This is a genomic window from Mesorhizobium silamurunense (assembly GCF_014843825.1).
GTDB classification, from domain to species: Bacteria; Pseudomonadota; Alphaproteobacteria; order Rhizobiales; family Rhizobiaceae; genus Mesorhizobium; species Mesorhizobium silamurunense.
This window is the reverse complement of the sequence record NZ_JHQR01000173.1, coordinates 48,885-71,403: the sequence shown is the minus strand read 5'-3', so window position 1 is coordinate 71,403 and position 22,519 is coordinate 48,885. Positions and strand designations below refer to the sequence as shown.

Genomic DNA, 22,519 nt, shown 5'->3' with positions numbered 1-22,519 from the left:
ACGTGGGAGGAAGACTATGAGGACCTTACGCAGAATTGGCATTGCCTCCGGATTGGTTCTGAGCGTTTCAATTCCGGCGCTCAACGCTTTCGCTTCCGAGCCAACGGTGCCGCCGGCGCCGGCGGCATTTCCAGCCGAGGGCAAGATCCATTATGTGGCGCGCGACTCCATTCTGGAGTTCAAAGCGCTGCCCGAGTATCACGAGCCGGACTGGGTGACGGAGAAATACGTCAAGACCGGCAAGCTGCCGCTGCTCAAGGACCGGCTGCCCAAGGAGCCGCTGGTCTTCAAGACCGCCAACATGCCGGACGGCACCGGCGTCTATGGCGACACGATGCGCCATGTCATCGGCGGCAGGCCGGAAGGCTGGAATTACGGTGCTGGCCAAACGCAAGGCTGGGGCGGAATCGACATCGCGCTTTCCGAATGCCTGACACGCACCGCGCCGCTGTTCCAGGTCGATGCAAAGGACACCGAGCCGCTGCCGAACCTCGCCAAGAGCTGGGAATGGTCGAAAGACGGCCACAAGCTCACCATGCATCTCATCGAAGGCGCCAAATGGTCGGACGGCGTGCCCTTCAACGCCGATGATGTGATGTTCTACTGGGACGACGAGGTCGTCGATCCCAACGTCTCGCCGCTCAACGGCGCGACACCGGAAACATTCGGCGTCGGCACCACACTGAAGAAGGTCGACGACTATACCGTGGAATGGACGTTCAAGGAGGCGTTCCCGAGGCAGTATCTCTACGCGATGGCCTACGGCACGTTCTGCCCCGGCCCTTCGCATATCCTCAAGCCGCATCATCCGAAATATTCGAAGAACACCTACGACCAGTTCAAGAACGCCTTCCCGCCGGAATTCATGAACATGCCGGTGATGGGCGCCTGGGTGCCGGTCGAATACCGCCCGGACGACATCATCGTTATGCGGCGCAACCCTTACTACTGGAAGGTCGACGAGAAGGGCAACCAACTGCCTTATCTCAACGAGCTGCAATATAAGCTCTCGACCTGGGCCGATCGCGACGTCCAGGCGGTCGCAGGCTCGGGCGACTTCTCCAACCTCGAGCAGCCGGAAAACTTCGTCGCCTCGCTGAAGCGCGCCGCTGACAAGAACGCGCCGGCACGGCTTGCCTTCGGTCCGCGCCTCATCGGCTACAATCTGCGCTTCAACTTCTCCGCCAATGGCTGGGGCAATCCGGACGAACGCGGCCAGGCGCTGCGCGAGCTGAACCGCAATGAGGATTTCCGCAAGGCCGTGACCATGGCCATCGACCGCAAGGCGCTCGGCGACTCGCTGGTCAAGGGACCGTTCACCGCCATCTATCCCGGCGGCTTCTCCTCCGGCACCAGCTTCTATGATCGCAAGTCGACGGTTTACTATCCGTTCGATCTCGAAGGCGCCAAGGCCGAGCTCGCCAAGGCCGGCCTCAAGGATACGGACGGCGACGGCTTCGTGAACTTCCCGGCCGGCACCGCCGGCGGCAAGAATGTCGAGATCGTCATGCTGGTCAACAATGACTACACCACCGACAAGAGCCTTGCCGAAGGCGTCGTGGCGCAGATGGAAAAGCTGGGCTTGAGAGTCGTGCTGAACGGGGTCAACGGCACGCAGCGCGACGCGATCCAATATTCCGGCCGCTTCGACTGGCTGATCCGGCGCAATGACCAGGAGCTCACCTCCGTCGTGCAGAACACCGAGCAGCTTGCCCCCGTCGGTCCGAAGACCAGCTGGAACCATCGCGCGCCGGAAAGCGGCGAGGTCGATCTGATGCCGTTCGAGAAGGACCTCGTCGACATCGTCAACAAGTTCGTCTCGACGCAGGACAACGACCAGCGCGCCGACCTGATGAAGAAGTTCCAGAAGATCTCGACGGAAAACGTCTACAATGTCGGCCTGACGGAATATCCCGGCGCGCTGATCGTCAACAAGCGCTTCTCCAACATTCCGCAGGGCACCCCGATCTTCATGTTCAACTGGGCCGAGGATTCGATCATCCGCGAACGCGTCTTCGTCGCGGCCGATAAGCAGGCCAAGCATGAGCTGTTCCCCGAGGAATTGCCCGGCAAGCCGGGAGACAAGGGGCCGATGGACTAGTTAACCTCCCTGACGAAGAGACGTCCGGCCGCGTTGCGGCGCGGCCGGACAAAAGCAGATCCTCCAAACGCGGCGAACGCGTGAACCGGCGAGAAAAGGAAGCAGACCGTCCATGTTGCGATTCCTGCTCATGCGCATAGCGTCGGCGATCCCCGTCCTCGCCATCTTGAGCCTGGTCACCTTCGCCATCATCCAGGCGCCGCCTGGCGACTATGCCGACTACATCAAATCGCAACTCATCAACCAGGGCGGCGCTTCCTATGCCGAGGCCGACGCGCAAGCCCAGGCCTATCGCAAGGAACATGGCCTCGATAAGCCGCTGCCCGTCCAGTATCTCAATTGGATCGGCGGCATCGTCACCCGCGGCGATTTCGGCTACAGCCTCTATTACAACAAGCCGGTCGCCGACGTGGTCGGCGAGCGCCTGCCACGCACGCTGCTCCTGGCGCTGGTCTGCCACCTGCTCGCCTCGGTGCTCGGCATTACCTTCGGCATATGGGCGGCGACACGCCAGTACACCTGGATCGACTCCACACTTTCGGCCATCTCGTTCCTGGGCATGACGGTGCCGCGCTTCCTGATGGCGCTGATCATCGTCTATCTGCTGGTCTTCCAGTTCAACGTGTCGGAGATCGGCAGCTTCTTCTCGCCGCAATACGGCGGCGCGCCATGGTCGTGGGCGAAGTTCGTCGACCTCGTCAAGCATGTCTGGCCGGTGGTGGCGATCGCGACCTTCGGCGGCCTCGCCTACAACATGCGCGTGATGCGCGGCAACCTGCTCGACACGCTCAATGCCCAATATGTCGAGACGGCGAAGGCCAAGGGCCTGACCGGCGGCGCGGTGGTGATGCGGCATGCCGTGCCCAACGCGCTGCACCCTTTGGTCATGTATCAGGGCGTGGTGCTGCCCTACATGCTGACCGGCGAGATCGAGACGGCGATCATCTTCGCGCTGCCCACCGTCGGACCGGCAATCGTCGGCTCGATGGCGGTCGGCGACGTCTATGTGACGGCAACCTTCATGATGGTGCTGTCGGCGACGCTGATCGTCGGCAACATCATCGCCGACATGCTGCTCGCGCTTCTCGACCCGCGCGTGCGCCAGTACGGGGAGCATTAGATGCTGGCGCGCGATCCATCACCCCCGCCACCGCCGGCGGAAGGCGCCGTGAGCCAACCCGCGCACGGCAATGAAAGCTACATCGCGCTGGTCTGGCGCCGGCTGAGGCGCTCCTGGACCGGCATGGCCGGGCTTTGCCTGGTCGTGCTGCTGCTTCTCATGGCCGTGCTCGCGGAATTCCTGGCGCCTTTGGACCCGAAGGCCACCGATATCGCCTTCGCGCCGCCGCAGGTGCCGAGCTTCCACGACAAGGACGGCAACTTTACCGCCCGGCCCAGGATCTATGCGCTGGCCGAGTCGACCGACCTCGACCCGGTCACATTCCAGCCGATCGTCGGCCCCGACTACGACCATCCGCGACTGCTCGGCTTCTTCGTCGAAGGCGCGCCCTACAAGTTGCTCGGCTTCATTCCGGCGGACCGGCATTTCTTCGGCTCGATGGACGGCGAGCCGGTGCATTTCCTTGGCACCGACAAGTTCGGCCGCGACGTGCTATCGCGCGCCATCCACGGCTCGCGCGTCTCGCTGATGATCGCGCTGACGGTCGTCTTCATCATTACCGTCATCGGCACCACCGTCGGCATGGTCTCCGGCTATTTCGGCGGCCGGTTCGATGTCTGGATGCAGCGCTTCGTCGAGCTGGTGCTCGCCTTCCCGCAACTGCCGCTATATCTGGCGCTGACGACGCTGATCCCGGTCACCGCGCCGACCAATGTCTTCCTCGCCTTCGTCATCATCGTCATGTCGGCGCTGGGCTGGGCGCAGATGTCGCGCGAGGTGCGCGGCAAGACGCTGGCGCTGGCGCGCATCGACTATGTGCGCGCCGCCATGGCGGTCGGCGCCACCGACCGGCGCATCATCATGCAGCACATCTTCCCTAATGTGATGAGCCATGTGATCGTCGCCGTGACGCTGGCGATCCCGACGGTGGTGCTCTTGGAATCCTTCCTCGGCTTCCTCGGCTTCGCGGTGAAGCCGCCGCTGATCTCGTGGGGGCTGATGCTGCAGGATACCGCGACCTATTCGGTCATCGGCACCTATCCGTGGATCCTGTCGCCGGTCGGTTTCGTGCTGGTCACCGTCTTCGCCTTCAACGCGCTGGGCGACGGCCTGCGCGACGCCGTCGATCCTTATTGAGGTGGCCGGAATGACGACGATCGCGCTCGCAGAATCCTTCGCACCAGCCGTCCGGCTCGACCATGACGGCCGCCATGACCAGCCCGTCATCGACGCCCGCAACATCGAGGTCGCCTTCAAGGTCGAGCATGGCACCGTCGAGGCGGTCAAGGACATCTCGTTCCAGCTCTATCGCGGCGAGACGATCGCGATCGTCGGCGAATCCGGCTCCGGCAAGTCGGTGACTGCGCGCACCGTGATGGGGCTTTTGTCGCGGCGGGCAACCGTATCGCCGAGGTCGAGTGTCGATTATCTCGGGCAGAACATCCTGAAATTCTCCGAGCGCGCCCGGCGCAAGCTGCGCGGCAACCGCATCTCGATGATCTTCCAGGAGCCGATGAGCTCGCTCAACCCGATCTACACGGTCGGCAGCCAGATCGTCGAAGCGATCAGGGTGCATCGCAAGGTGAGCCGCAGGCAAGCCTGGGCCCGGGCGCTCGAACTCCTCAAGCATGTCCAGATTCCGGAGCCGGAGGCGCGGCTCAAGCAATATCCGCATCAGCTCTCCGGCGGCCAGCGCCAGCGTGTCATGATTGCCATGGCTCTGGCCAACGAGCCCGACGTGCTGATCGCCGACGAGCCGACCACCGCGCTCGACGTCACCGTCCAGGCGCAGATCCTGAACCTGATCCGCAACCTGCAGAAAGAGATGCGGATGGCGGTGATCCTGATCACGCACGACCTCACCGTGGTGCGCAAGTTCTCCGACTACGTCTATGTGATGCAGAATGGCGAGATGCGCGAGCACAACGTCACCGAGCGGCTGTTCGCCGATCCCCAGCATCCGTACACGCAGCGGCTGCTCGCCTCGGAGCCACGCGGACGGCCGAAATCGCTGCCCGATAAGTCCGGCACCATCCTCGAGGCGAACGGCGTGCGCGTCTGCTTCACGCTACGCCACGGCACATTCCTGAAGCCGGACTGGCGCGAGCTGGTCGCCGTCGACGACCTTGATCTAAAACTCTGCCGCCACGAGACGCTCGGACTGGTCGGCGAATCCGGCTCCGGCAAGACCACCTTCGGCCAGGCGCTGCTCCGGCTGCTGGACGCCAAGCGTGGCGAGATCCGTTTCGACGGCAAGCCGATCCAGGGTCTCACGCGCGCCGAGATGAGGCCGCTGCGCTCGCGCATGCAGGTCGTCTTCCAGGATCCGTTCTCCTCGCTCAATCCGCGCATGACGATCGGCCAGATCATCGAGGAAGGTCTGGTCGTCAACAGGATCGGCGCGACGCGGCGCGAGCGGAACGAGCGGGTGCGCGAGGCGCTGATCAGCGCCGGCATGCCCGGCAATATCCTGTCGCGGTTTCCGCACGAATTCTCCGGCGGCCAGCGGCAGCGCGTCGCGATCGCGCGTGCCATCGCGCTGGAGCCCGAGTTCATCCTGCTCGACGAGCCGACATCGGCGCTGGACCTCTCGGTGCAGGCGCAGATCATCGACCTGTTGCGCAAGCTGCAGGACGAGCGGGGCCTGAGCTATCTGTTCATCTCGCACGACCTCAAGGTGGTGCGGGCGCTCTGCCACCGCGTCATCGTCATGCAGCACGGCAAGATCGTCGAGCAGGGACCCGTCGACGAGGTGCTTTCCAATCCCAAGACCGCCTACACCGAACGGCTCGTCAGGGCCGCCTTCGACGTGGCCTGAACATTTGCCGGAGGTTCATAGTGGCTAGAAATCCCAAGATCACCTTCATCGGCGCCGGCTCGACGGTGTTCATGAAGAACATTGTCGGCGACGTGCTGCAGCGGCCGGCGCTGTCAGGCGCGACGATCGCGCTGATGGACATCAATCCGCAGCGGCTGGAAGAGAGTGCCGTCGTCGTCAACAAGCTGATCGCGACACTCGGCGTGAGGGCGAAGGCCGAGACCTATTCCGACCAGCGCAAGGCGCTCGCCGGCGCCGACTTCGTCGTCGTCGCCTTCCAGATCGGCGGCTACGAGCCCTGCACCGTCACCGACTTCGAGGTGCCGAAGAAATACGGCCTGCGCCAGACGATCGCCGACACGCTCGGCGTCGGCGGCATCATGCGCGGATTGAGGACCGTGCCGCATCTGTGGAAGATCTGCGAGGACATGCTCGCTGTCTGCCCCGAGGCGATCATGCTGCAATACGTCAACCCGATGGCAATCAACACCTGGGCGATCGCCGAGAAATACCCTGCCGTCAAGCAGGTCGGTCTCTGCCATTCGGTGCAAGGCACGGCGATGGAACTGGCGCACGACCTCGACATTCCCTACGAGGAAATCCGCTACCGTTCGGCCGGCATCAACCACATGGCCTTCTATCTGAAGTTCGAGCACCGCCAGCCGGACGGGTCGTACCGCGACCTCTATCCCGACCTTGTCCGCGCCTATCGCGAAGGCCGCGCGCCCAAGCCCGGCTGGAACCCGCGCTGCCCCAACAAGGTGCGCTACGAGATGCTGACCCGGCTCGGCTATTTCGTCACCGAAAGCTCGGAGCATTTCGCCGAATACACTCCCTATTTCATCAAGGACGGTCGCCCCGACCTGATCGAGAAATACGGCATCCCGCTCGATGAATATCCGAAGCGCTGCATCGAGCAGATCGAGCGCTGGAAGGGACAGGCGGAGGCCTACCGCTCGGCCGACCGGATCGAGGTCGAGCAATCGAAGGAATACGCCTCCTCGATCATGAACTCGGTCTGGACCGGCGAGCCGTCGGTGATCTACGGCAATGTCCGCAACAATGGCTGCATCACTTCATTGCCCTTCGATTGCGCGGCCGAATTGCCGTGCCTGGTCGATGCCTCGGGCATACAGCCGACCTATATCGGCGACCTGCCGCCGCAGCTCACAGCGCTGATTCGCACCAACATCAACGTGCAGGAACTGACGGTGCGGGCGCTGATGGCGGAAAATCGCGAGCACATCTACCACGCGGCGATGATGGATCCGCACACCGCGGCCGAACTCGATCTCGACCAGATCTGGTCGCTGGTCAACGACCTGATCGCCGCTCACGGTGACTGGCTGCCGGCCTGGGCGCGTAGCGGCCGCAAAAGCGCGGCTGCCTGATCAGGCGCCAGCCTTCTCGCGCTCGACGGCGCGCCAGCCGATGTCGCGGCGGCAGAAGCCCTGCGGCCAGTCGATACGGTCGACCGCCGCATAGGCCTTCTTCTGCGCCTCCCCGACTGTGGCGCCGGTTGCTGTGACGTTGAGCACGCGGCCGCCATTGGCGACCAGCGCGCCGCCGTTGATGGCGGTGCCGGCATGGAATATCTCGGCGCCTTCGCTCGCGGCCTCCTCCAAGCCGCGGATGACCGAGCCCTTTTCCGGCGTGCCGGGATAGCCCCTCGCCGCCATCACCACGGTGAGCGCCGCCTTGTCGCTCCAGCGCGCCGACATGTGCGCGAGCTGGCCGTCGACGGCGGCGTTGAGGAGCACGAGCAGGTCGTCCTTCAGCCGCATCATCAGCACCTGGCATTCGGGATCGCCGAAGCGGGTGTTGTATTCGATGAGCTTCGGGCCTTGATCGGTGATCATCAGCCCGGCGAAGAGAATGCCGGCGAAAGGCGAGCCGAGATTGGCCATGCCGCGCATGGTCGGCTCGATGATCTCGCGCATGCTTCGCTCGGTCATTTCGGGCGTCATCACCGGCGCCGGCGAATAGGCGCCCATGCCGCCGGTGTTCGGGCCGGTATCGCCGTCGCCGACGCGCTTGTGGTCCTGCGCGGTGCCGAAGGGCAGTGCCGTGGCGCCGTCGCACAGGCAGAAGAAGCTCGCCTCCTCGCCGGTCAGATATTCCTCGACGACCACCTCGGCACCGGCGGCGCCAAAAGCGCCGTCGAAACAGGCCTCGAGCGCGGCCAGCGCCTCCTCCAGCGTCATGGCGATGGTGACGCCCTTGCCGGCGGCAAGCCCGTCGGCCTTGATGACGATCGGCGCGCCCGTCTTCTCAACATAGGCCTTCGCCGAGACGAGATCGCTGAAGCGGCCATAGGCGGCGGTCGGGATGTTGAATTTCGCGCAGAGGTCCTTGGTGAAGCCTTTCGAGCCTTCGAGCCGCGCCGCCGCCTTGGACGGACCGAAGACGCGGATACCCCAGGCGCGCAGGTCGTCGGCGATGCCGGCCACCAACGGGGCTTCCGGACCGACCACGACGAGGTCGATCTTCTTCTCCTGGCAGAAGGCAGCCACGGCGGAATGGTCGGAAATGTCGAGCTTGACCAGTTCGGCAACGCGGCCGAAGCCGGGATTGCCGGGCGAGGCATAGAGCTTCGTCAGCAGCGGCGAGGCGGACATCTTCCAGCCAAGCGCATGTTCGCGGCCGCCCGAGCCGAGAAGAAGAACGTTCATGGCCACCTCTTGCTGATCGTCTCCCTGAACCCGCTATTGGTCCGCGGGCGACGGGTCAAGGCGTGTTGGCAATTTGGCGGCAATTGCGCACGGGAACATGGCCCTCATCAAGAAGAGATGAGACAAGGTCGAGCCTGGCGAGGTGGTCCGGCCGATCAGTCCCCCGGAAAACGCCTCAGCTCTGGAAAACGATGGGGAACCAGTCCTCGCGCAGTTTCTGGCCGGGCTTCATGTCGTGGCCCGGATAGGGCGGCGAGGTGCGGCCCGGACGCTCGACATAATGCGCGTCGTCGCCGACCCAGCGCAGCGACAGCGCCCGGCGCCGGGCCGAGGTCATGTTGCCGCGCGCGCCATGGGCGGTGCGGAAATCGAACAGGATGGCATCGCCGGGCTCCATCTCCCATTCGAGGACTTTCATCGACGGGTCGTTGTCGGGATCGGGCACCGGCAGGTAGTCGCCCTCGTCGGCATAGAAATTGCTGTCATTCAGCCAGCGCACCGGCAGGACCATCTTGTCCCACTTGTGGGAGCCGGCGATCAGCCGAAGCGTCGCCTCCTTCACCGGATCGATCGGGATCCAGAAGCTCACCGTCTGACTGCCGTCGACGAAATAGTAGGGGATGTCCTGGTGCCATGGCGTCGGTTTCTGCGTTCCGGGCTCCTTGACCATGGTCGTGGAAGAACTGCGCGCTGCGCGACTGCATGACGGCGGCCGCCAGTTCAGCGGCGGGCGATTCCCGTACGATCCTGACGAATTCCGGGATGCGCTCCCAGTTGCAATAGTCGTCGAAGAAGCTGCCCTTGCCGTTGGCGATGTCGGAGGCGGTGGCGCTGCGGTTTTGCATGTTGCGCTCGATGCCGTCGGCGATGACATCGACCCAGTCCCTGAACGCGCCGCGGATGCAGACCGCGCCATCGCGCTGGTAGTCGGCAATCGTTGCGGCGTCGATTTTTTGGCTGGCCATGTCGCTCTCCTAGAGTTGAGGGCCCAACTATCGCAGCCGCCTAATATCGAGTAAAATAATAACTTCTCATCTCACTTATAGTTTTACTCTATGGCTTTGACCCTCACGCAGTTGCGCTATGTCGTCGCCGTGGCACGCTACGGCAGCGTCACCATGGCCGCCAAGGCGCTGAATGTGTCGCAGCCTTCAATCTCGGTGGCGATCGACCACATCGAGGACGCGCTCGGCCAAAAGCTGTTCGCGCGCCAGCGGGGAAGCGGCATCGCGCTGACGTCGTTCGGCCGCGGCGCCGTTGCGAAGGCCAGGCAGGTGCTGGCCGAGGCGGATGAGTTGGCCGCGCTCGGATCGCGCGAAGCCGACGTCGGCGGCGAACTGGTGCTCGGCTGCTTCGAGGATCTGGCGCCCTATTTCGCGCCGGCGCTGATCCGTTCGTTCTCCGAGCGCTGTCCGTCGGTGACCGTCATCGTCCGCGACGAGACCTTCGAGACGCTCGGACGGCGCCTGGCCGACAGCGCCGTCGATCTCGGCCTGACCTACGATCTCGGCCTGCCGGCGCATTTCAAGCGCATCCTCTTGCATGAGCTTCGGCCGCACGCGCTGCTGCCGGCCGGCCATGTGCTGGCGGACAAGCAGACAGTCAGCCTGGCGGATCTCGCCGCTCACCCGCTGATCACAACCGATCAGCCGCACAGCTGGCAGCACATGCTCGATCTCTTCCTCAGCCGCGGCCTGTCGCCCGTCACCCAGTCATCGACAAGCTCGTTCGAGTTGCAGCGCAGCATGGTGGCCAACGGCTTCGGCGTCGCGGTCAGCTATACAAGGCCGCATGGCGACATGAGCTATGACGGCCTGCCGCTGATCTGCAAGCCGATTTCCGACCCGCTTCCCATGCAGCGCATTATTCTCGCCCACGACACGCGCCAGCGCTTGCCGAAGGCGGCGCTCGCCTTCATCGAGACGGCGAAAGCGTGGTTCGCCAGTCACGATGTTTTCACCACTTGAGCGACAACGCGGCCGCTTGACGCCGCCCATCGCTGCTGCCACTCCATCGCGATGGAAACCATCCAGTCGAAAGCGGCCCAGGGCCGCGTCGCCGACGCACCGAGCGGCCATTGGGTCTACCGGGTGCTGCCGCGCTGGCTGTGGCCCTATGCGCAGCTCGCGCGCTGGGACCGGCCGATCGGCTGGCAATTGCTTTTGTGGCCCTGCTGGTGGTCGGCAGCCCTTGCGGCTAGCGCCTATCCGCGCCCGACGGATCCGCTGCTGACGCTGCTGCCGGCGCCCTGGTACCTGCTCCTGTTCTTCGTCGGCGCCGTCGCCATGCGCGGCGCCGGCTGCACCTACAACGACATCGTCGACGAGGACATCGACAACCAGGTCGAGCGCACCCGCTCGCGGCCGCTGCCGGCCGGCAAGGTGACCCGCCGCCAGGCGTGGGCGTTTCTGATCATCCAGGCGCTGGTCGGGCTTGGCGTGCTTTTGCAGTTCAACAGCTTCGCCATTCCGCTGGGCATCGCCTCGCTCGCCATCGTCGCCGTCTATCCGTTCATGAAGCGCATCACCAACTGGCCGCAATTCGTGCTTGGGTTGGCCTTCTCCTGGGGCGCGCTGATGGGTTGGGCGGTCGAGTTCGGCGACCTCGATGGCCCCGCCATCATGCTCTACATCGGCTCGATCCTGTGGGTGATCGGCTACGACACGATCTATGCGCATCAGGACAAGGAAGACGACGCCATCGTCGGCGTGCGCTCGACGGCGCGGCTCTTCGGCGACAACACCAAGACCTGGCTGGTCGGTCTCTATGGCGGCACGCTCGTCTGCTTCGCCATCGCCTTTGCCTCGGCGCAGGTGCCGATGCCGGCGCTGGCCGGGCTGATCGCAGCCGGCGCGCATATGGCGCGCCAGATCATCCGGCTCGACATCAACGATCCGGACCAATGCCTGAAGCTGTTCAAGTCGAACAACCAGGTCGGCTGGCTGATCTTCCTGGGGCTGATTGGCGGCGCGCTGTGGGTGGCGCTGAAGCCGCTGGTGTAAGGGAAGTCTCCCTTCTCCCCGTCACTATGCCGCCCCTCATCGCCCTGCCGGGCACTTCTCCCCGTATAGTGACGGGGAGAAGAAGGCTGTCATCGGCGGTTTCGCCAATCGTCAGCGTGACAAGCAGACTACTCCCGCGCGATGATTTCCTCGCCGCCGATGACGAGCCGCAGGCCGAGATTGCCGGTCCTGCGGCGGGCGAGGAAGCGCGGGCGGCGCATGTTGGAGACACGGCCCTTGCGGCGTTCCTGCGGCGGCAGCGCCTTGATGGCGGCGCCGAGCGATTCTTCCAGCGTGCGGGCAATGCCGTCGGCCTCGATCAGAAGCATCGGCAGGCGATAGGCGTCGGCCCAGGCGCGCCAGTCGGCGGCGACGTCGTCGAGATCGTCGGCGACCAAAAGCGGCACCGACAGCATCGGATCATTGTGCAGGAGTTCGAGCGTCACGGTGACGTTGCCGTCGGGATCTTCCATGGCGCGGGCGGCGACGCCGCGGAACGCATTGGCGGGCAGCGCGATGATCGCCGGCACGCCGCTCATCTCCAGCATGCGCCGGATGACGGCGCCGCGCTGGTCGATAGTGAAGGTGACATCGCCATAGTCGTCGCGTGTGGCATAGCTTACCATCTGCGGCAGGCGAAACGGGTCGAGGCGCATGTTGCGTCCCGCCCAGACTGGCTTCAGTCCAGTGTTCATCGAATGCCTTCCTGTTTCTCCTGAGGGCCGTTTTCCGGTTCTCTCCGGGCCGGTTTTTCCGGCCTCGTTATGAGGAGAAACATTAGCGCTCGCTTCTTACCGCCGCGCTTAAGAAAGTCAGTTAAATTTTGCTGATCGGAGCCGATGGTTATCGGAATGCGACCAACCACAAGAGCGGTTCATCCTTTTGATAGAATTGCTGAACCGCTCTCGGCATTGTTTTGCGCAATTCCGGACGGAAAACCGCTGTGAACTTTTCTGGAATTGCTTTAGATGTTGGAAGAATTAGATAACCTTACCGGGATTCATGATTCCGGCCGGATCGAAGGCCGCCTTCACGCGGCGCATCAGATCGATCGCCATCGGCGGCGCCGTGGCGATGAGCTCGTCGCGCTTCAGCTGGCCGATGCCATGCTCGGCCGAGATCGAGCCGTGGAAGGAGCGCACGACGTCGTGCACGGCCTTGTTCATGGGATGGTACAGGTCGAGAAACGCCGCGTCCTGCCAGTCCACGGGGCGGGAGATGTTGTAGTGAAGATTGCCGTCGCCCATGTGGCCGAAGCAGACGACGCGCGCGCCGGAGCAAACCGTCTCCACCACCCCGGCCGCCTTTTCGATGAAGTCCGGGATCGCGGCGATCGGCACCGAGATGTCATGCTTGATCGAAGCGCCCTCCGGCTTCTGGCACTCGGGCAGCACTTCGCGGAAATTCCAGATGGCATCACCCTGGGCAAGGCTGGCCGCGACCACCGCGTCGCCGACGATGCCGCGCTCGAGGCCGGCGGCAAGCACCTCCTCGATCAACGCCCTGCCGTCCTCTTCCGAGCGGCCCGACGAGATCTGCATCAGCACATACCATGGCCAGTCGTCGGCCAGCGGCCGCGCCACGCCCTGCGCATGCTTCAATGTGAAGTCGTACGGCCTCTTGCCGATCAGCTCGAAAGCAGTGAGCGCTGCCCCGGCCTGGTCCGTCGCCAGGGTGAATAGCGACAACGCAGCCTGAGCCGAAGACAGGCCGACGAAGGCGACCTCCCTGCCCTTCGGCTTGGGAAAGAGCTTCAGCACCGCGGCAGTGATGACGCCAAGCGTGCCCTCGGCGCCGACGAAGAGGTTTTTTAGATCGTAGCCGGTGTTGTCCTTCTTCAGCTTGCGCAGATCGTCGAACACTTCGCCGGTCGGCAGCACCACCTCGACGCCCAGGCAGAGCTCGCGCGCATTGCCATAGGCAAGCACGCCGGTGCCGCCGGCGTTCGAAGACAGATTGCCGCCGATCTGGCAGGAGCCTTGGGCCGCGAGCGACAGCGGAAACAGCCGGTCGGCAGCGTCGGCCGCTTCCTGCAGCGTCTGCAGGATGACGCCGGCCTCGGCGGTGACCGTGTTCGACAAAACATCGATCTCGCGGATGCGGTTCAGCCGCGAGAGCGACAGCACGATATCGTGCCCGGACTTGTCCGGCACCTGGGCGCCGACCAGGCCGGTGTTGCCGCTCTGCGGCACGACCGGCGTTCCGGTCTCGGTCGCCAGCCGCATGATGCGGCTCACTTCCTCGACGCTGCCCGGCCGCAGCACCAGCGACGTCCTACCATGCCAGAGGCCGCGCCGCTCGGTTATGTAAGGCGCGATGTCGGCCTGGTCGCGCAGCGCGTATTTGTCGCCGACGATTGCCGCGAACCGGTCGATGAGGTGGGGGTCGAGATCGAAAGGCTGGTCGTTCATGAGCCCAAACCTATGGTGCTCAGGCGATCTTGTCACGCGGGGCGGCGGCGCGCGCGAGCCGGTCGTTGATCGCTTCCCCCAGGCCCTCAAGCGGGATCGGCTCGACGGCGATGGTGGCGGCGCCGCTGCGGTCGAGCGCCTGCATATAGGCGAACAGATTGGTCGCGGCTTCGCGCAGATCGCCGGCCTCGGAGAGATTGCGCACCGCCACGGCATCCCGCCAGCCTTCGGCGCGATCGCGGCCGAAGGCGAGCAGCGCCTCGCCGCTCGCGATCTTGCCGACATTGAGCCGCATCGATGCGCCCGGCGCGTAATGCGAGGCGAGCATGCCCGGCGCCTCGATGCCGGCAGCGCCGCGCATCATCTTTATGCCCGCAATAGCTTCGATCTCGCCGGCAGCGATGCCGCCGGGCCTCAGCAGCCACAGCTTGCCGTCCTCGATCTTGACGATGGTCGATTCCAGGCCGACGGGCGTCGCGCCGCCATCGACCACCAGCTTGATCTTCTCGCCGAGATCGGCCGCCACGGCCTCGGCCCTCGTGGCGCTGATCCTGCCGGAGGAATTGGCGCTGGGAGCCGCGAGCGGCCGGCCGAGCCGCGCGATCAGCTCACCGCCGAAGCCTCTCGGCATGCGCAGCGCGATCGTATCCAGCCCTGCGGTGACCAGCGGATGGATGCCGTTTTGCGCGCGCTGCGGCAGCACCAGCGTCAGCGGACCGGGCCAGAAGGCCTCGGCCAGTTTCACCGACAGCGGATCGAAGCCGGCGATGCGGCCTGCCATGGCGAGGTCGGCGACATGGGCGATCAGCGGGTTGAAGTGCGGGCGGCCCTTGGCCTCGAAGATGCGCGCCACTGCGACGCCGTTGGTGGCGTCGCCCGCCAGCCCGTAGACGGTCTCGGTCGGGATGGCGACGACATCGCCGCCTTCGAGCAGCGCCAGCGCCCGCTCCATCGCCTCGCCGACGGCAAGTATCTCAGCCAAATTCACCACCGATCCTGAACACGCGGGTCCCCGTAATACGGCATGGAACAAGGGGCAAGGGCGGCCATTGGCGATTTATCAATCCCTAAAATGTTAAGTTTCCGCGCAAGCCGGCATCAATTCGCCGCCCCTAGGGTGCGGATTTCCGGTTGTTGGGCTCGGGAGTTATCGTGATGCGTATGCTTTGCTTTGACGCAATTGCGGACGGAAAACCGTTACGCATTTTTCCTGGAATTGCTCTGGGAGCGGTCGGTATCGGGCTTTTGGCGACGACCGGCTTGGCGCAGGCTTCGTCCATTGTCGTGCCTGGCGTTCCAACCTCGACGCCATCCGTTGTCAGGCTGGCCGCGATCGAGCCCGGCAAGGTTTCCGAGGCTTCCACGCCATCGGGGGCGCTCGAGGAGCCGGTGCCAGCCGTCACCGATGAGAAGGTGGCCGCAATCCCGGAGAAGTCCGGGCAGAGGCACGCGCAGGCGCCGACGATCATTCGCGGCGGTATCGTCGGTGGCGCTTCAGCAGCGCCCGCGGCGACCGCCTCGGCCAAATCCCCAGCGCCGGCGGCTGCAACACCGGCAAACGGCACTGCGCCGGCTGCGGCCACGTCTCCCAACGGCACGGCCGCGGCGGCCCCCAACGGCGACACCAAAACGGCCGACAACAAGGCCGCCGCGACCGCAGGCGCTTCGGACGGCCAGGCGCAGCCGCAAGCCCAACCGCAAGAGCCCCCGATATCGCCGCGCTTCAGCAAGGCAATGTAGGCGCGCAACCCTTCAGGACCGACAAAAAGGGGCGACGCGGCCCGTGTCGCCCCTCCTTCTTTCCAAGCGGCGAGAAACGGCTCAGGCCGCTTCTTCCTTGTCGTCATCTTCGGACTCGTCGTCGTCTTCGCCGTCTTCATCTTCGTCGTCGCCCGAGGCCTTGGCTTCTTCGTCGGCGTCCGCATCGTCGTCGCCGTCTTCGTCGTCCTCATCCTCCGACTCGCCGCCCGAGGCTTCCTCATCGGCGTCTTCGCCGCCTTCTTCTTCATCGTCTTCAGACGGTTCGGCGGCTTCGACCGCTGCGGCGGCGGCGTGGTCGAGCATGTTGTCGGAAGCGATTTCGGTGGCCCCGGCGGCGGCCGGGGTCTCTTCGGTCAATTCGATATCGTGAACGGAATTCATGGCATGCCTCCGTGGTTGGGAACGTCTTAAGGCGCGTCGCGCTGAAATGAATTCAGGCGACGCGCCTTAAGTCTTTGTCTGATGCATGTCGTTGTCCCAGAACCGCTGAACACTTCTGGGCGACATGCATTGGTTCTCCCATGCGGAGGTCATCGCCATATGACTGTAAGCCGGCTCCGGCGCGTTAAATTTCGGATGCCAAATTGTTGAAACGCGCCCGCATCCTAGCGGATGCAGGCGGCTTCGAACGTGCGATTTTTCGGGTCGTCAGCCGACGATTTTTGAAAAATCGGCGACCTGATCGGTGGCGGCGCGGATACGGGCAAGCAGCGCCAGGCGGTTGGCGCGCACGGCCTGGTCCTCATCATTCACGAGAACGCCTTCAAAGAATGAATCAACGGGCTCGCGTAACACGCTAAGTGTCAGCATGGCGGTGGAAAAATCTTCTTTTTGAATCGCTTTGCCGGCTTCCTTCTCGGCCTGATTCACCGCGGAAAACAGCTTCTTTTCCGCGTCTTCACGGAATAGTGCCGGCTCAACAGTCTCGGCGACCAGCGTTTTCTTCTTCTCCTCGGCGGCCAGGATGTTAGCTGCGCGCTTGGTGCCGGCCAGCAGGTTCCTGCCGTCCTCGGTGTCGAGCAAAGAGCCGAGCGCCTCGACACGACGAACGATCTGCAGAAGGTCGTCGGACTGCGGGGTGATGACGGCGTCGATCAGGTCGTACCGCGCGCCCTGGTCGCGAAGATAGACTTTTAGACGATCGTGGAAGAAAGCAAGCAGGTCGGATATCTGACCGGTACCGTTGGCGAAGTCCGCAAAGGCCTTGGCGAAGACCGAAGTCAGTCCCAGGCGAATGCGGTTCTCGATCAGGATCCTGACCATGCCGAGCGCTGCCCGCCGCAGCGCGAACGGGTCCTTACTGCCGGTCGGCTTTTCATCAATCGCCCAGAAACCGGTGAGCGTGTCGAGCTTGTCGGCGAGCGCGACGGCAACCGACACCGGATCGGTCGGCACGCGGTCGGACGGGCCTTGCGGCTTGTAGTGCTCCTCGGCGGCCGCGGCCACCGATGAATGCTCGCCCTGCAGCAGCGCATATTTGCGGCCCATCGCGCCCTGAAGTTCCGGAAACTCGCCCACCACTTCGGTTTGCAGGTCGGCCTTGGCAAGCACCGCAGCGCGGGCGACGAGCGCGCGATCGGTGCCGACGACCGGAGCCAGCTCCTCAGCCAGGCGCTTGATCCGCGCGACCCTTGCGCCCTGCGTGCCCAACTTGGCGTGGAAGGTGACATTGAGGTGATCGAGCCGCGCCATGCGCTGGTCGAGCGGCTTCTTCAGATCCAGGTCGAACTTTGCCGCCGATTCCACGAGTTGGTCGAGATCCGGCAAATCGCCCTGGTCGGTCTTCCAGAAATAGAGCGCATCGGAAAGGCGTGCGCGCACCACCTTGCCGTTGCCGTAGGCGATCTCCTTGCCGCCGTCCTTCGCCTCGATGTTGGCGACCAGGATGAAGCGGTTGGAGAGGTCTTCGCCCGCGCCTTGCGGCTGGGTGACGAAACACTTCTGGTTGGCACGGATGGTGAGCCGGATGACCTCGGCCGGAATGGTGAGGAAATCCTGCTCGAACTCGCCCATCAGCACGACCGGCCATTCGACCAGGCCGGACACTTCTTCCAGCAGACCTTCATCCTCGACGAGATCGAGCCCGTTGGCGAAGGCGACGTTGCGCGCGTCGGCGAGGATGATCTCCTTGCGCCGGTCGGCATCGAGCACGACCTTCGCCGCTTCGAGCTTGGCCACGTAGTCGTCGAAACGGCGAACCGTGATCGGACCCGGCGCGTGGAAGCGGTGGCCGTAGGTGACGTTGCCGGAGCGGATGCCGTCGATCTCGAAATCGACCACCACCGGCTCCTCGGTCTCCGGGCCGAAGGTGCAGACGATCGATTGCAGCGGCCGCACCCAGCGCAGCGAACCGGGGTTGGCCGAGGCCGGCCCCCAGCGCATCGACTTCGGCCAGGGGAAGTTTTTGATGATGCCCGGCACCAGCTCGGCAATGATCTCCTCCGCCGCCCTGCCCGGCTTCGCGATGTGGGCGACGTAGAAGTCGCCCTTCTTCGGATCGGAATGGACATGCGCCTCGGCGATCGAGGCAAGGCCAGCCTTGCGCAGGAAACCCTGCACCGCCTGCTCCGGCGCCGTGGTCGAGGGCCCCTTGATCTCCTCACGAATGTCCTTCGAGCGCGCCGTCAGCCCGCGGATGTCGAGCGCCAGGCGCCGCGGCGTCCAGTATTCGCGCGCCGCCTCGTAGGTCAGGCCCGCCTCGACCAGACCGTCGGTCAGCATCTTCCTGAGATCGCCCGCCGCCTTGCGCTGCATGCGGGCGGGGATTTCCTCGGAGCGAAGTTCCAGTAGCAGGTCAGGCATCGACAGGGCTCTTGCGGCAGGAATGTCCGCGCGGGGCATAGCAACTCGGCCGGCCGCTGTCACCCTGCATGCGGATCCCCTTTTTGATCGATTTCCGGAAATTTTGCGGCTGGCTGTCGGGAAGAAGCGAACCTGCCCGTCCTAGGAGCAGAAATTCCCATGAACCGAACGCAGCGCTGAAGCGACCAACGCTCAGGCAGAGAACTATTGGCTGAACGACGATGAAGACGGCATCGAGAACCCTGCAGATCCTGGCGCTCAGCGCCTGCTTCGCCGCCCAGATGCATGGCACGTTCTCGATGCCTGGCGTGAGGCAAGCACTGCGCACGATCGATGCCGCAAGCAGCCAAAGCGCGTTGCCGCTGACCGTCGCCGCCGAAATCGCAAAAGCTGTGCTGGGTTAAGCCGCCAGACCGCCCGCCTGCGTCTGCAGGAACGCCTCGCCGCAGGCCTTGGCCAGATTGCGCACGCGCAGGATATAGCTCTGCCGCTCGGTAACGGAGATCACGCCGCGGGCGTCGAGCAGGTTGAAGACGTGGCTTGCCTTGATGCACTGGTCGTAAGCGGGAAAGACCATGCGATGCGCCGCCAGATTGTCGTTCGACGCCGGCGCGCCGGCGGCAAGCAGCGCCTTGCATTCGGCCTCGGCGTCCTCGAAATGCCGGAGCAGCATCGCGGTGTTGGCGAATTCGAAATTGTGGCGCGAATACTCCTGCTCGGCCTGCAGGAAGACATCGCCATAGGTGACCTTGTCGGCGCCCTCGCGGCCGTTGAAGTTCAAGTCGTAGACATTGTCGACGCCCTGCACATACATGGCGAGGCGCTCGAGCCCATAGGTGAGCTCGCCCGCCACCGGCGCGCATTCGATACCGCAGACCTGCTGGAAATAGGTGAACTGCGACACTTCCATGCCGTCGCACCAGCACTCCCAGCCGAGGCCCCAGGCGCCCAGCGTCGGGCTTTCCCAGTCGTCCTCGACGAAGCGGATGTCGTGCAGCAGCGGGTCGACGCCGATCGCCTCGAGCGAGCCGAGATAGAGATCCTGCAGGTTCGGCGGGTTCGGCTTCAGGATCACCTGATACTGATAATAGTGCTGCAGCCGGTTCGGGTTCTCGCCGTAACGGCCGTCCTTCGGCCGGCGCGACGGCTGCACATAAGCTGCATTCCAGCGACGCGGACCGAGCGCTCGCAAGGTGGTTGCCGGATGGAAGGTGCCGGCGCCGACTTCCATGTCGTAGGGCTGCAGGATGACGCAGCCATAGGCCGCCCAGTAATTGTGCAAGGTCAGGATCAGCCCCTGGAAAGAGCGGCTGGGATGCATATGGGCAGGAATCTCGATGGTCACGGCGGCCTCGGAAAGCGCTGGGATTGGGCATTCCCTAGTTGCCGGGCCGGCTAGCGTCAAGGCAGCGCCGCATCACGGAGAGGTTGAACGCTTTGCCGGCGGCTGGCCCATTGCAGGCGGTTCACACTGGCCGTTTGCTCGCGTGAGCCGTAACGACAAAGGTTCCGCCATGCCCGGTCAGCTCACCGTCCGTCCCGTCACCCGGCAAGACTACGAACAGTGGCTGCCGCTCTGGGACGGCTACAACGCATTCTACGGCCGCTCGGGCGAGACAGCGCTTGCCGGCGAGATCACCCAAATGACCTGGTCGCGATTCTTCGATGCCTATGAGCCCGTGCATGCGCTGGTGGCCGAGCGCGACGGCAGGCTTCTCGGCCTCGTTCACTATCTCTACCACCGCTCGACCACGGCGATCGCGCCGAACTGCTATCTGCAGGATCTTTTCACCTCGGAGGCCGCGCGTGGCCAGGGCGTCGGCAGGGCGCTTATCGAAGGCGTCTATGAGCGCGCCAGGGTCGCCGGGTCGGGCCGCGTCTACTGGCTGACGCACGAGACCAACCACACCGCCATGCAGCTCTATGACAAGATCGGCGAGCGCTCGGGGTTCGTCGTCTACCGAAAGCTGTTCTGACAGAGCTGCTGAAAGAATTGCGGGGCCAAAAGGCCCCGCAAAAATGCTTGATTGCGAAATCTCAACCCTTCGGCGGCGCTGTCGGCGGGACCGGCTTGACCTTCGGGGTTTCCTGCGCCGTGTTGGATTCGATCGGCGGCAGGCCCTTGAGCAGCTTCTGCTGCAGGGCGGCAAGCACGTCCGGGTCCGGCTTCAGGTCACGGGCCTGAGTCCATTGGAAGGTCGCTTCCAGCTTGCGGCCGACGCGCCAATAGGCATCGCCCAGATGATCGTTGAGGACCGGATCCTCCGGCTTCAGCGACACGGCGCGCTCCATTTCGCGCACGGCGTCGTCGTACCGGCCGAGGCGGTAATAGGCCCAGCCCAGCGAATCGACGATGTAGCCGTCGCTTGGCCTGAGATCCACGGCCTTCTGGATCATCGCCAGGCCTTCCTTGAGGTTCATGTTCATGTCGACCCAGGAATAGCCGAGATAGTTCAGAACCTGGGGCTGGTCGGGCTGCAGCTCCAGCGCCTTGCGGAAATTGGGCTCGGCCTTCGGCCATTCCTTCAGCCGCTCATAGGCGATGCCGCGCTGGTAGAAGATGTTCCAGTTGGCGGCGGTCGGCGTCTTCAGCTCCTCTGCGGCCTTGTCGTAGAGATTGGCGGCCGAGCGATAGTCCTCCTTGGAGGAGTAGACACCGCCAAGCGCCAGGTAGCCGCGCATGTCGGTCGGATGCGCATCGACATAGCCCTTGAGATGGGCGATCGCCTCGTCGTGGCGGTCGATGTCGGCAAGGTTCAGGCCAAGCTGCAGCTCCGAGAGCTCCTTCAACGGCGAGGAGGCCGGAATGCGGCGATAGAGCGCGATCGCGCCTTCGCCGTCCTTCAACTGCTCGGCGACGGCCGCGAGCTGCACGAGGGCGGCGTCGCTGTCCGGCTTCAGCGCCAGCGCATATTGCAGATAGAGCCGCACGAAAGGCTCGCCGCCGCCACGGTTGAGCGCGGTGGCGAGATCGAGCAGGATTTCCGACGCGCCGTCCGCCGGGCCAGCGACGAGAGGCTCGATCTTGTCGCCCTTGCTGATCCTGTCGCGCAGCGTGGTGATTTCGAGCTTGCCCGGCGCGAAGGCTTCGGCCTGGTTCAGTACCGCAATCGCCTTTGCCTTATCGCCCTTGCGGGCGAGGAACGAGGCATAGGCCTGGGCGTTGCGCATCCACGTCTCGGGCGCGGAGCCGCCGGCGGCCGTGTCGGCCAGGGTAGCGGCGTAGATCTCATCGGCCTTGTCGGAAAGGCCGGCGGCGTCGGCGATCAGCGCGCGATGGAAGGACTTGAACAGGCCGAACCAGTCCGGCCCCTTGAGCTTGTCGATCGAAGCCATCGCCTCGGAGGCATCGCCCGCGCCTTCCTTGGCCCAGCCGTCCATGACGCCCGAGAGCAGCCGGTCGAGATCGGATTCGAGCGACAGCTTCAGCCAGTACTGGGCCTTGGCGTAATCCTTCTTGTGGAAGGAATCGACGGCAAGCGCCAGGCGCGAGAAGCGCTCGACATCGGGCACTTCCTTGAGCTTGTCGGCATAGACCAGCGATTCCTCGAAGCGGCCCTGCGCGACCAGCGCCAGCATCAGGCTCTGCTGCAGCTCGGTATCATTGGGGCCAAAGGCCAGCGCCTGCTTGTAGTAGGCGATGGCATTGTCGAGATCGTTGTCGCTTTCGGCGATATGAGCGGCGAGATAGGCGCCCGAAAAGGACGTGATCTGGATCGGTTGGGCGTTTTCCTTGGCATGGGCAGGCAGCACCGAAAGCGCCACACCCGTCAAAAATGCCAGCCTTGTCAGCCAGCGCGCACGTCCTTGCCGCATTGTATCCCTTTCAGCC

The 22,519-nt window shown here is 64.3% G+C and carries 18 protein-coding genes and 1 pseudogene; 9 read left to right on the top strand and 10 right to left on the bottom strand.

Annotated elements, in window-relative coordinates:
• Positions 1 to 16: 16 nt before the first annotated feature.
• The 5 genes from DH10_RS19635 (at position 17) to melA (ending at position 7,430) form a co-directional block, all read left to right on the top strand.
• Positions 17 to 2,101 carry an ABC transporter substrate-binding protein gene (locus DH10_RS19635; RefSeq protein ID WP_192256670.1) on the top strand — a complete coding sequence of 695 codons (2,085 nt, stop codon included), beginning with the start codon at positions 17 to 19 and terminating at the stop codon, positions 2,099 to 2,101.
• Positions 2,102 to 2,213: 112 nt separating this feature from the next.
• Positions 2,214 to 3,221 (top strand): ABC transporter permease, encoded by a 1,008-nt coding sequence (locus DH10_RS19630; RefSeq protein WP_192256668.1) that lies wholly within the window; start codon positions 2,214 to 2,216, stop codon positions 3,219 to 3,221.
• Complete coding sequence (locus DH10_RS19625) at positions 3,222 to 4,358, top strand: ABC transporter permease (RefSeq protein WP_192256666.1); 1,137 nt, start codon at positions 3,222 to 3,224, stop codon at positions 4,356 to 4,358.
• 10 nt (positions 4,359 to 4,368) lie between these two features.
• Positions 4,369 to 6,039 carry an ABC transporter ATP-binding protein gene (locus DH10_RS19620; RefSeq protein WP_192256664.1) on the top strand — a complete coding sequence of 557 codons (1,671 nt, stop codon included), beginning with the start codon at positions 4,369 to 4,371 and terminating at the stop codon, positions 6,037 to 6,039.
• Positions 6,040 to 6,059: 20 nt separating this feature from the next.
• Entirely contained in the window at positions 6,060 to 7,430 is a 1,371-nt protein-coding gene (gene melA, locus DH10_RS19615; protein ID WP_192256662.1) for an alpha-glucosidase/alpha-galactosidase, read from the top strand.
• Here melA and purD read toward each other — a convergent pair whose 3' ends face one another.
• Entirely contained in the window at positions 7,431 to 8,711 is a 1,281-nt protein-coding gene (gene purD, locus DH10_RS19610; RefSeq protein ID WP_192256660.1) for a phosphoribosylamine--glycine ligase, read from the bottom strand.
• A gap of 175 nt (positions 8,712 to 8,886) precedes the next feature.
• Positions 8,887 to 9,676: pseudogene (locus DH10_RS19605) on the bottom strand (phytanoyl-CoA dioxygenase family protein).
• 90 nt (positions 9,677 to 9,766) lie between these two features.
• Between DH10_RS19605 and DH10_RS19600 the strand changes: the two are divergent.
• Both DH10_RS19600 and ubiA read left to right on the top strand, forming a co-directional pair.
• On the top strand, positions 9,767 to 10,678 hold the full coding sequence (locus DH10_RS19600) for a LysR family transcriptional regulator (RefSeq protein ID WP_192256656.1): 912 nt from the start codon (positions 9,767 to 9,769) through the stop codon (positions 10,676 to 10,678).
• A 51-nt stretch (positions 10,679 to 10,729) separates the two neighbouring features.
• Complete coding sequence (gene ubiA / locus DH10_RS19595) at positions 10,730 to 11,713, top strand: 4-hydroxybenzoate octaprenyltransferase (RefSeq protein ID WP_192256654.1); 984 nt, start codon at positions 10,730 to 10,732, stop codon at positions 11,711 to 11,713.
• 128 nt (positions 11,714 to 11,841) lie between these two features.
• Here the strand turns inward: ubiA and DH10_RS19590 are convergent, their stop codons facing one another.
• The 6 genes from DH10_RS19590 to glyS form a co-directional block, all read right to left on the bottom strand.
• Entirely contained in the window at positions 11,842 to 12,408 is a 567-nt protein-coding gene (locus DH10_RS19590) for a DUF6101 family protein (RefSeq protein ID WP_192256652.1), read from the bottom strand.
• A 285-nt stretch (positions 12,409 to 12,693) separates the two neighbouring features.
• Positions 12,694 to 14,124 carry an FAD-binding oxidoreductase gene (locus tag DH10_RS19585; RefSeq protein ID WP_192256649.1) on the bottom strand — a complete coding sequence of 477 codons (1,431 nt, stop codon included), beginning with the start codon at positions 14,122 to 14,124 and terminating at the stop codon, positions 12,694 to 12,696.
• A gap of 19 nt (positions 14,125 to 14,143) precedes the next feature.
• A complete protein-coding gene (locus DH10_RS19580; RefSeq protein WP_192385248.1) occupies positions 14,144 to 15,106 on the bottom strand; it encodes an L-threonylcarbamoyladenylate synthase in 963 nt (320 codons plus the stop codon).
• 130 nt (positions 15,107 to 15,236) lie between these two features.
• Positions 15,237 to 16,004 (bottom strand): hypothetical protein, encoded by a 768-nt coding sequence (locus DH10_RS19575; protein ID WP_192385247.1) that lies wholly within the window; start codon positions 16,002 to 16,004, stop codon positions 15,237 to 15,239.
• Entirely contained in the window at positions 15,946 to 16,266 is a 321-nt protein-coding gene (locus DH10_RS19570; protein ID WP_192256643.1) for an ATPase, read from the bottom strand. The genes DH10_RS19575 and DH10_RS19570 overlap by 59 nt, the downstream gene beginning before the upstream one ends.
• Positions 16,267 to 16,533: 267 nt before the next feature.
• Positions 16,534 to 18,687: a glycine--tRNA ligase subunit beta gene (gene glyS, locus DH10_RS19565; RefSeq protein ID WP_192256641.1), complete on the bottom strand. Its 2,154-nt coding sequence runs from the start codon at positions 18,685 to 18,687 to the stop codon at positions 16,534 to 16,536.
• Positions 18,688 to 18,908: 221 nt separating this feature from the next.
• On the opposite strand from glyS, the gene DH10_RS19560 reads away from it, so the two are divergent.
• Positions 18,909 to 19,091 carry a hypothetical protein gene (locus DH10_RS19560; RefSeq protein WP_192256640.1) on the top strand — a complete coding sequence of 61 codons (183 nt, stop codon included), beginning with the start codon at positions 18,909 to 18,911 and terminating at the stop codon, positions 19,089 to 19,091.
• Here the strand turns inward: DH10_RS19560 and DH10_RS19555 are convergent.
• On the bottom strand, positions 19,088 to 20,032 hold the full coding sequence (locus tag DH10_RS19555) for a glycine--tRNA ligase subunit alpha (protein WP_192256638.1): 945 nt from the start codon (positions 20,030 to 20,032) through the stop codon (positions 19,088 to 19,090). The two genes, DH10_RS19560 and DH10_RS19555, sit on opposite strands and share 4 nt — an antisense overlap.
• A gap of 169 nt (positions 20,033 to 20,201) precedes the next feature.
• On the opposite strand from DH10_RS19555, the gene DH10_RS19550 reads away from it, so the two are divergent.
• A complete protein-coding gene (locus tag DH10_RS19550; protein WP_192256636.1) occupies positions 20,202 to 20,663 on the top strand; it encodes a GNAT family N-acetyltransferase in 462 nt (153 codons plus the stop codon).
• Positions 20,664 to 20,724: 61 nt separating this feature from the next.
• On the opposite strand, the gene DH10_RS19545 is transcribed toward DH10_RS19550, so the two are convergent.
• Positions 20,725 to 22,503 (bottom strand): tetratricopeptide repeat protein, encoded by a 1,779-nt coding sequence (locus DH10_RS19545; protein WP_192256634.1) that lies wholly within the window; start codon positions 22,501 to 22,503, stop codon positions 20,725 to 20,727.
• Positions 22,504 to 22,519 lie beyond the last annotated feature (16 nt).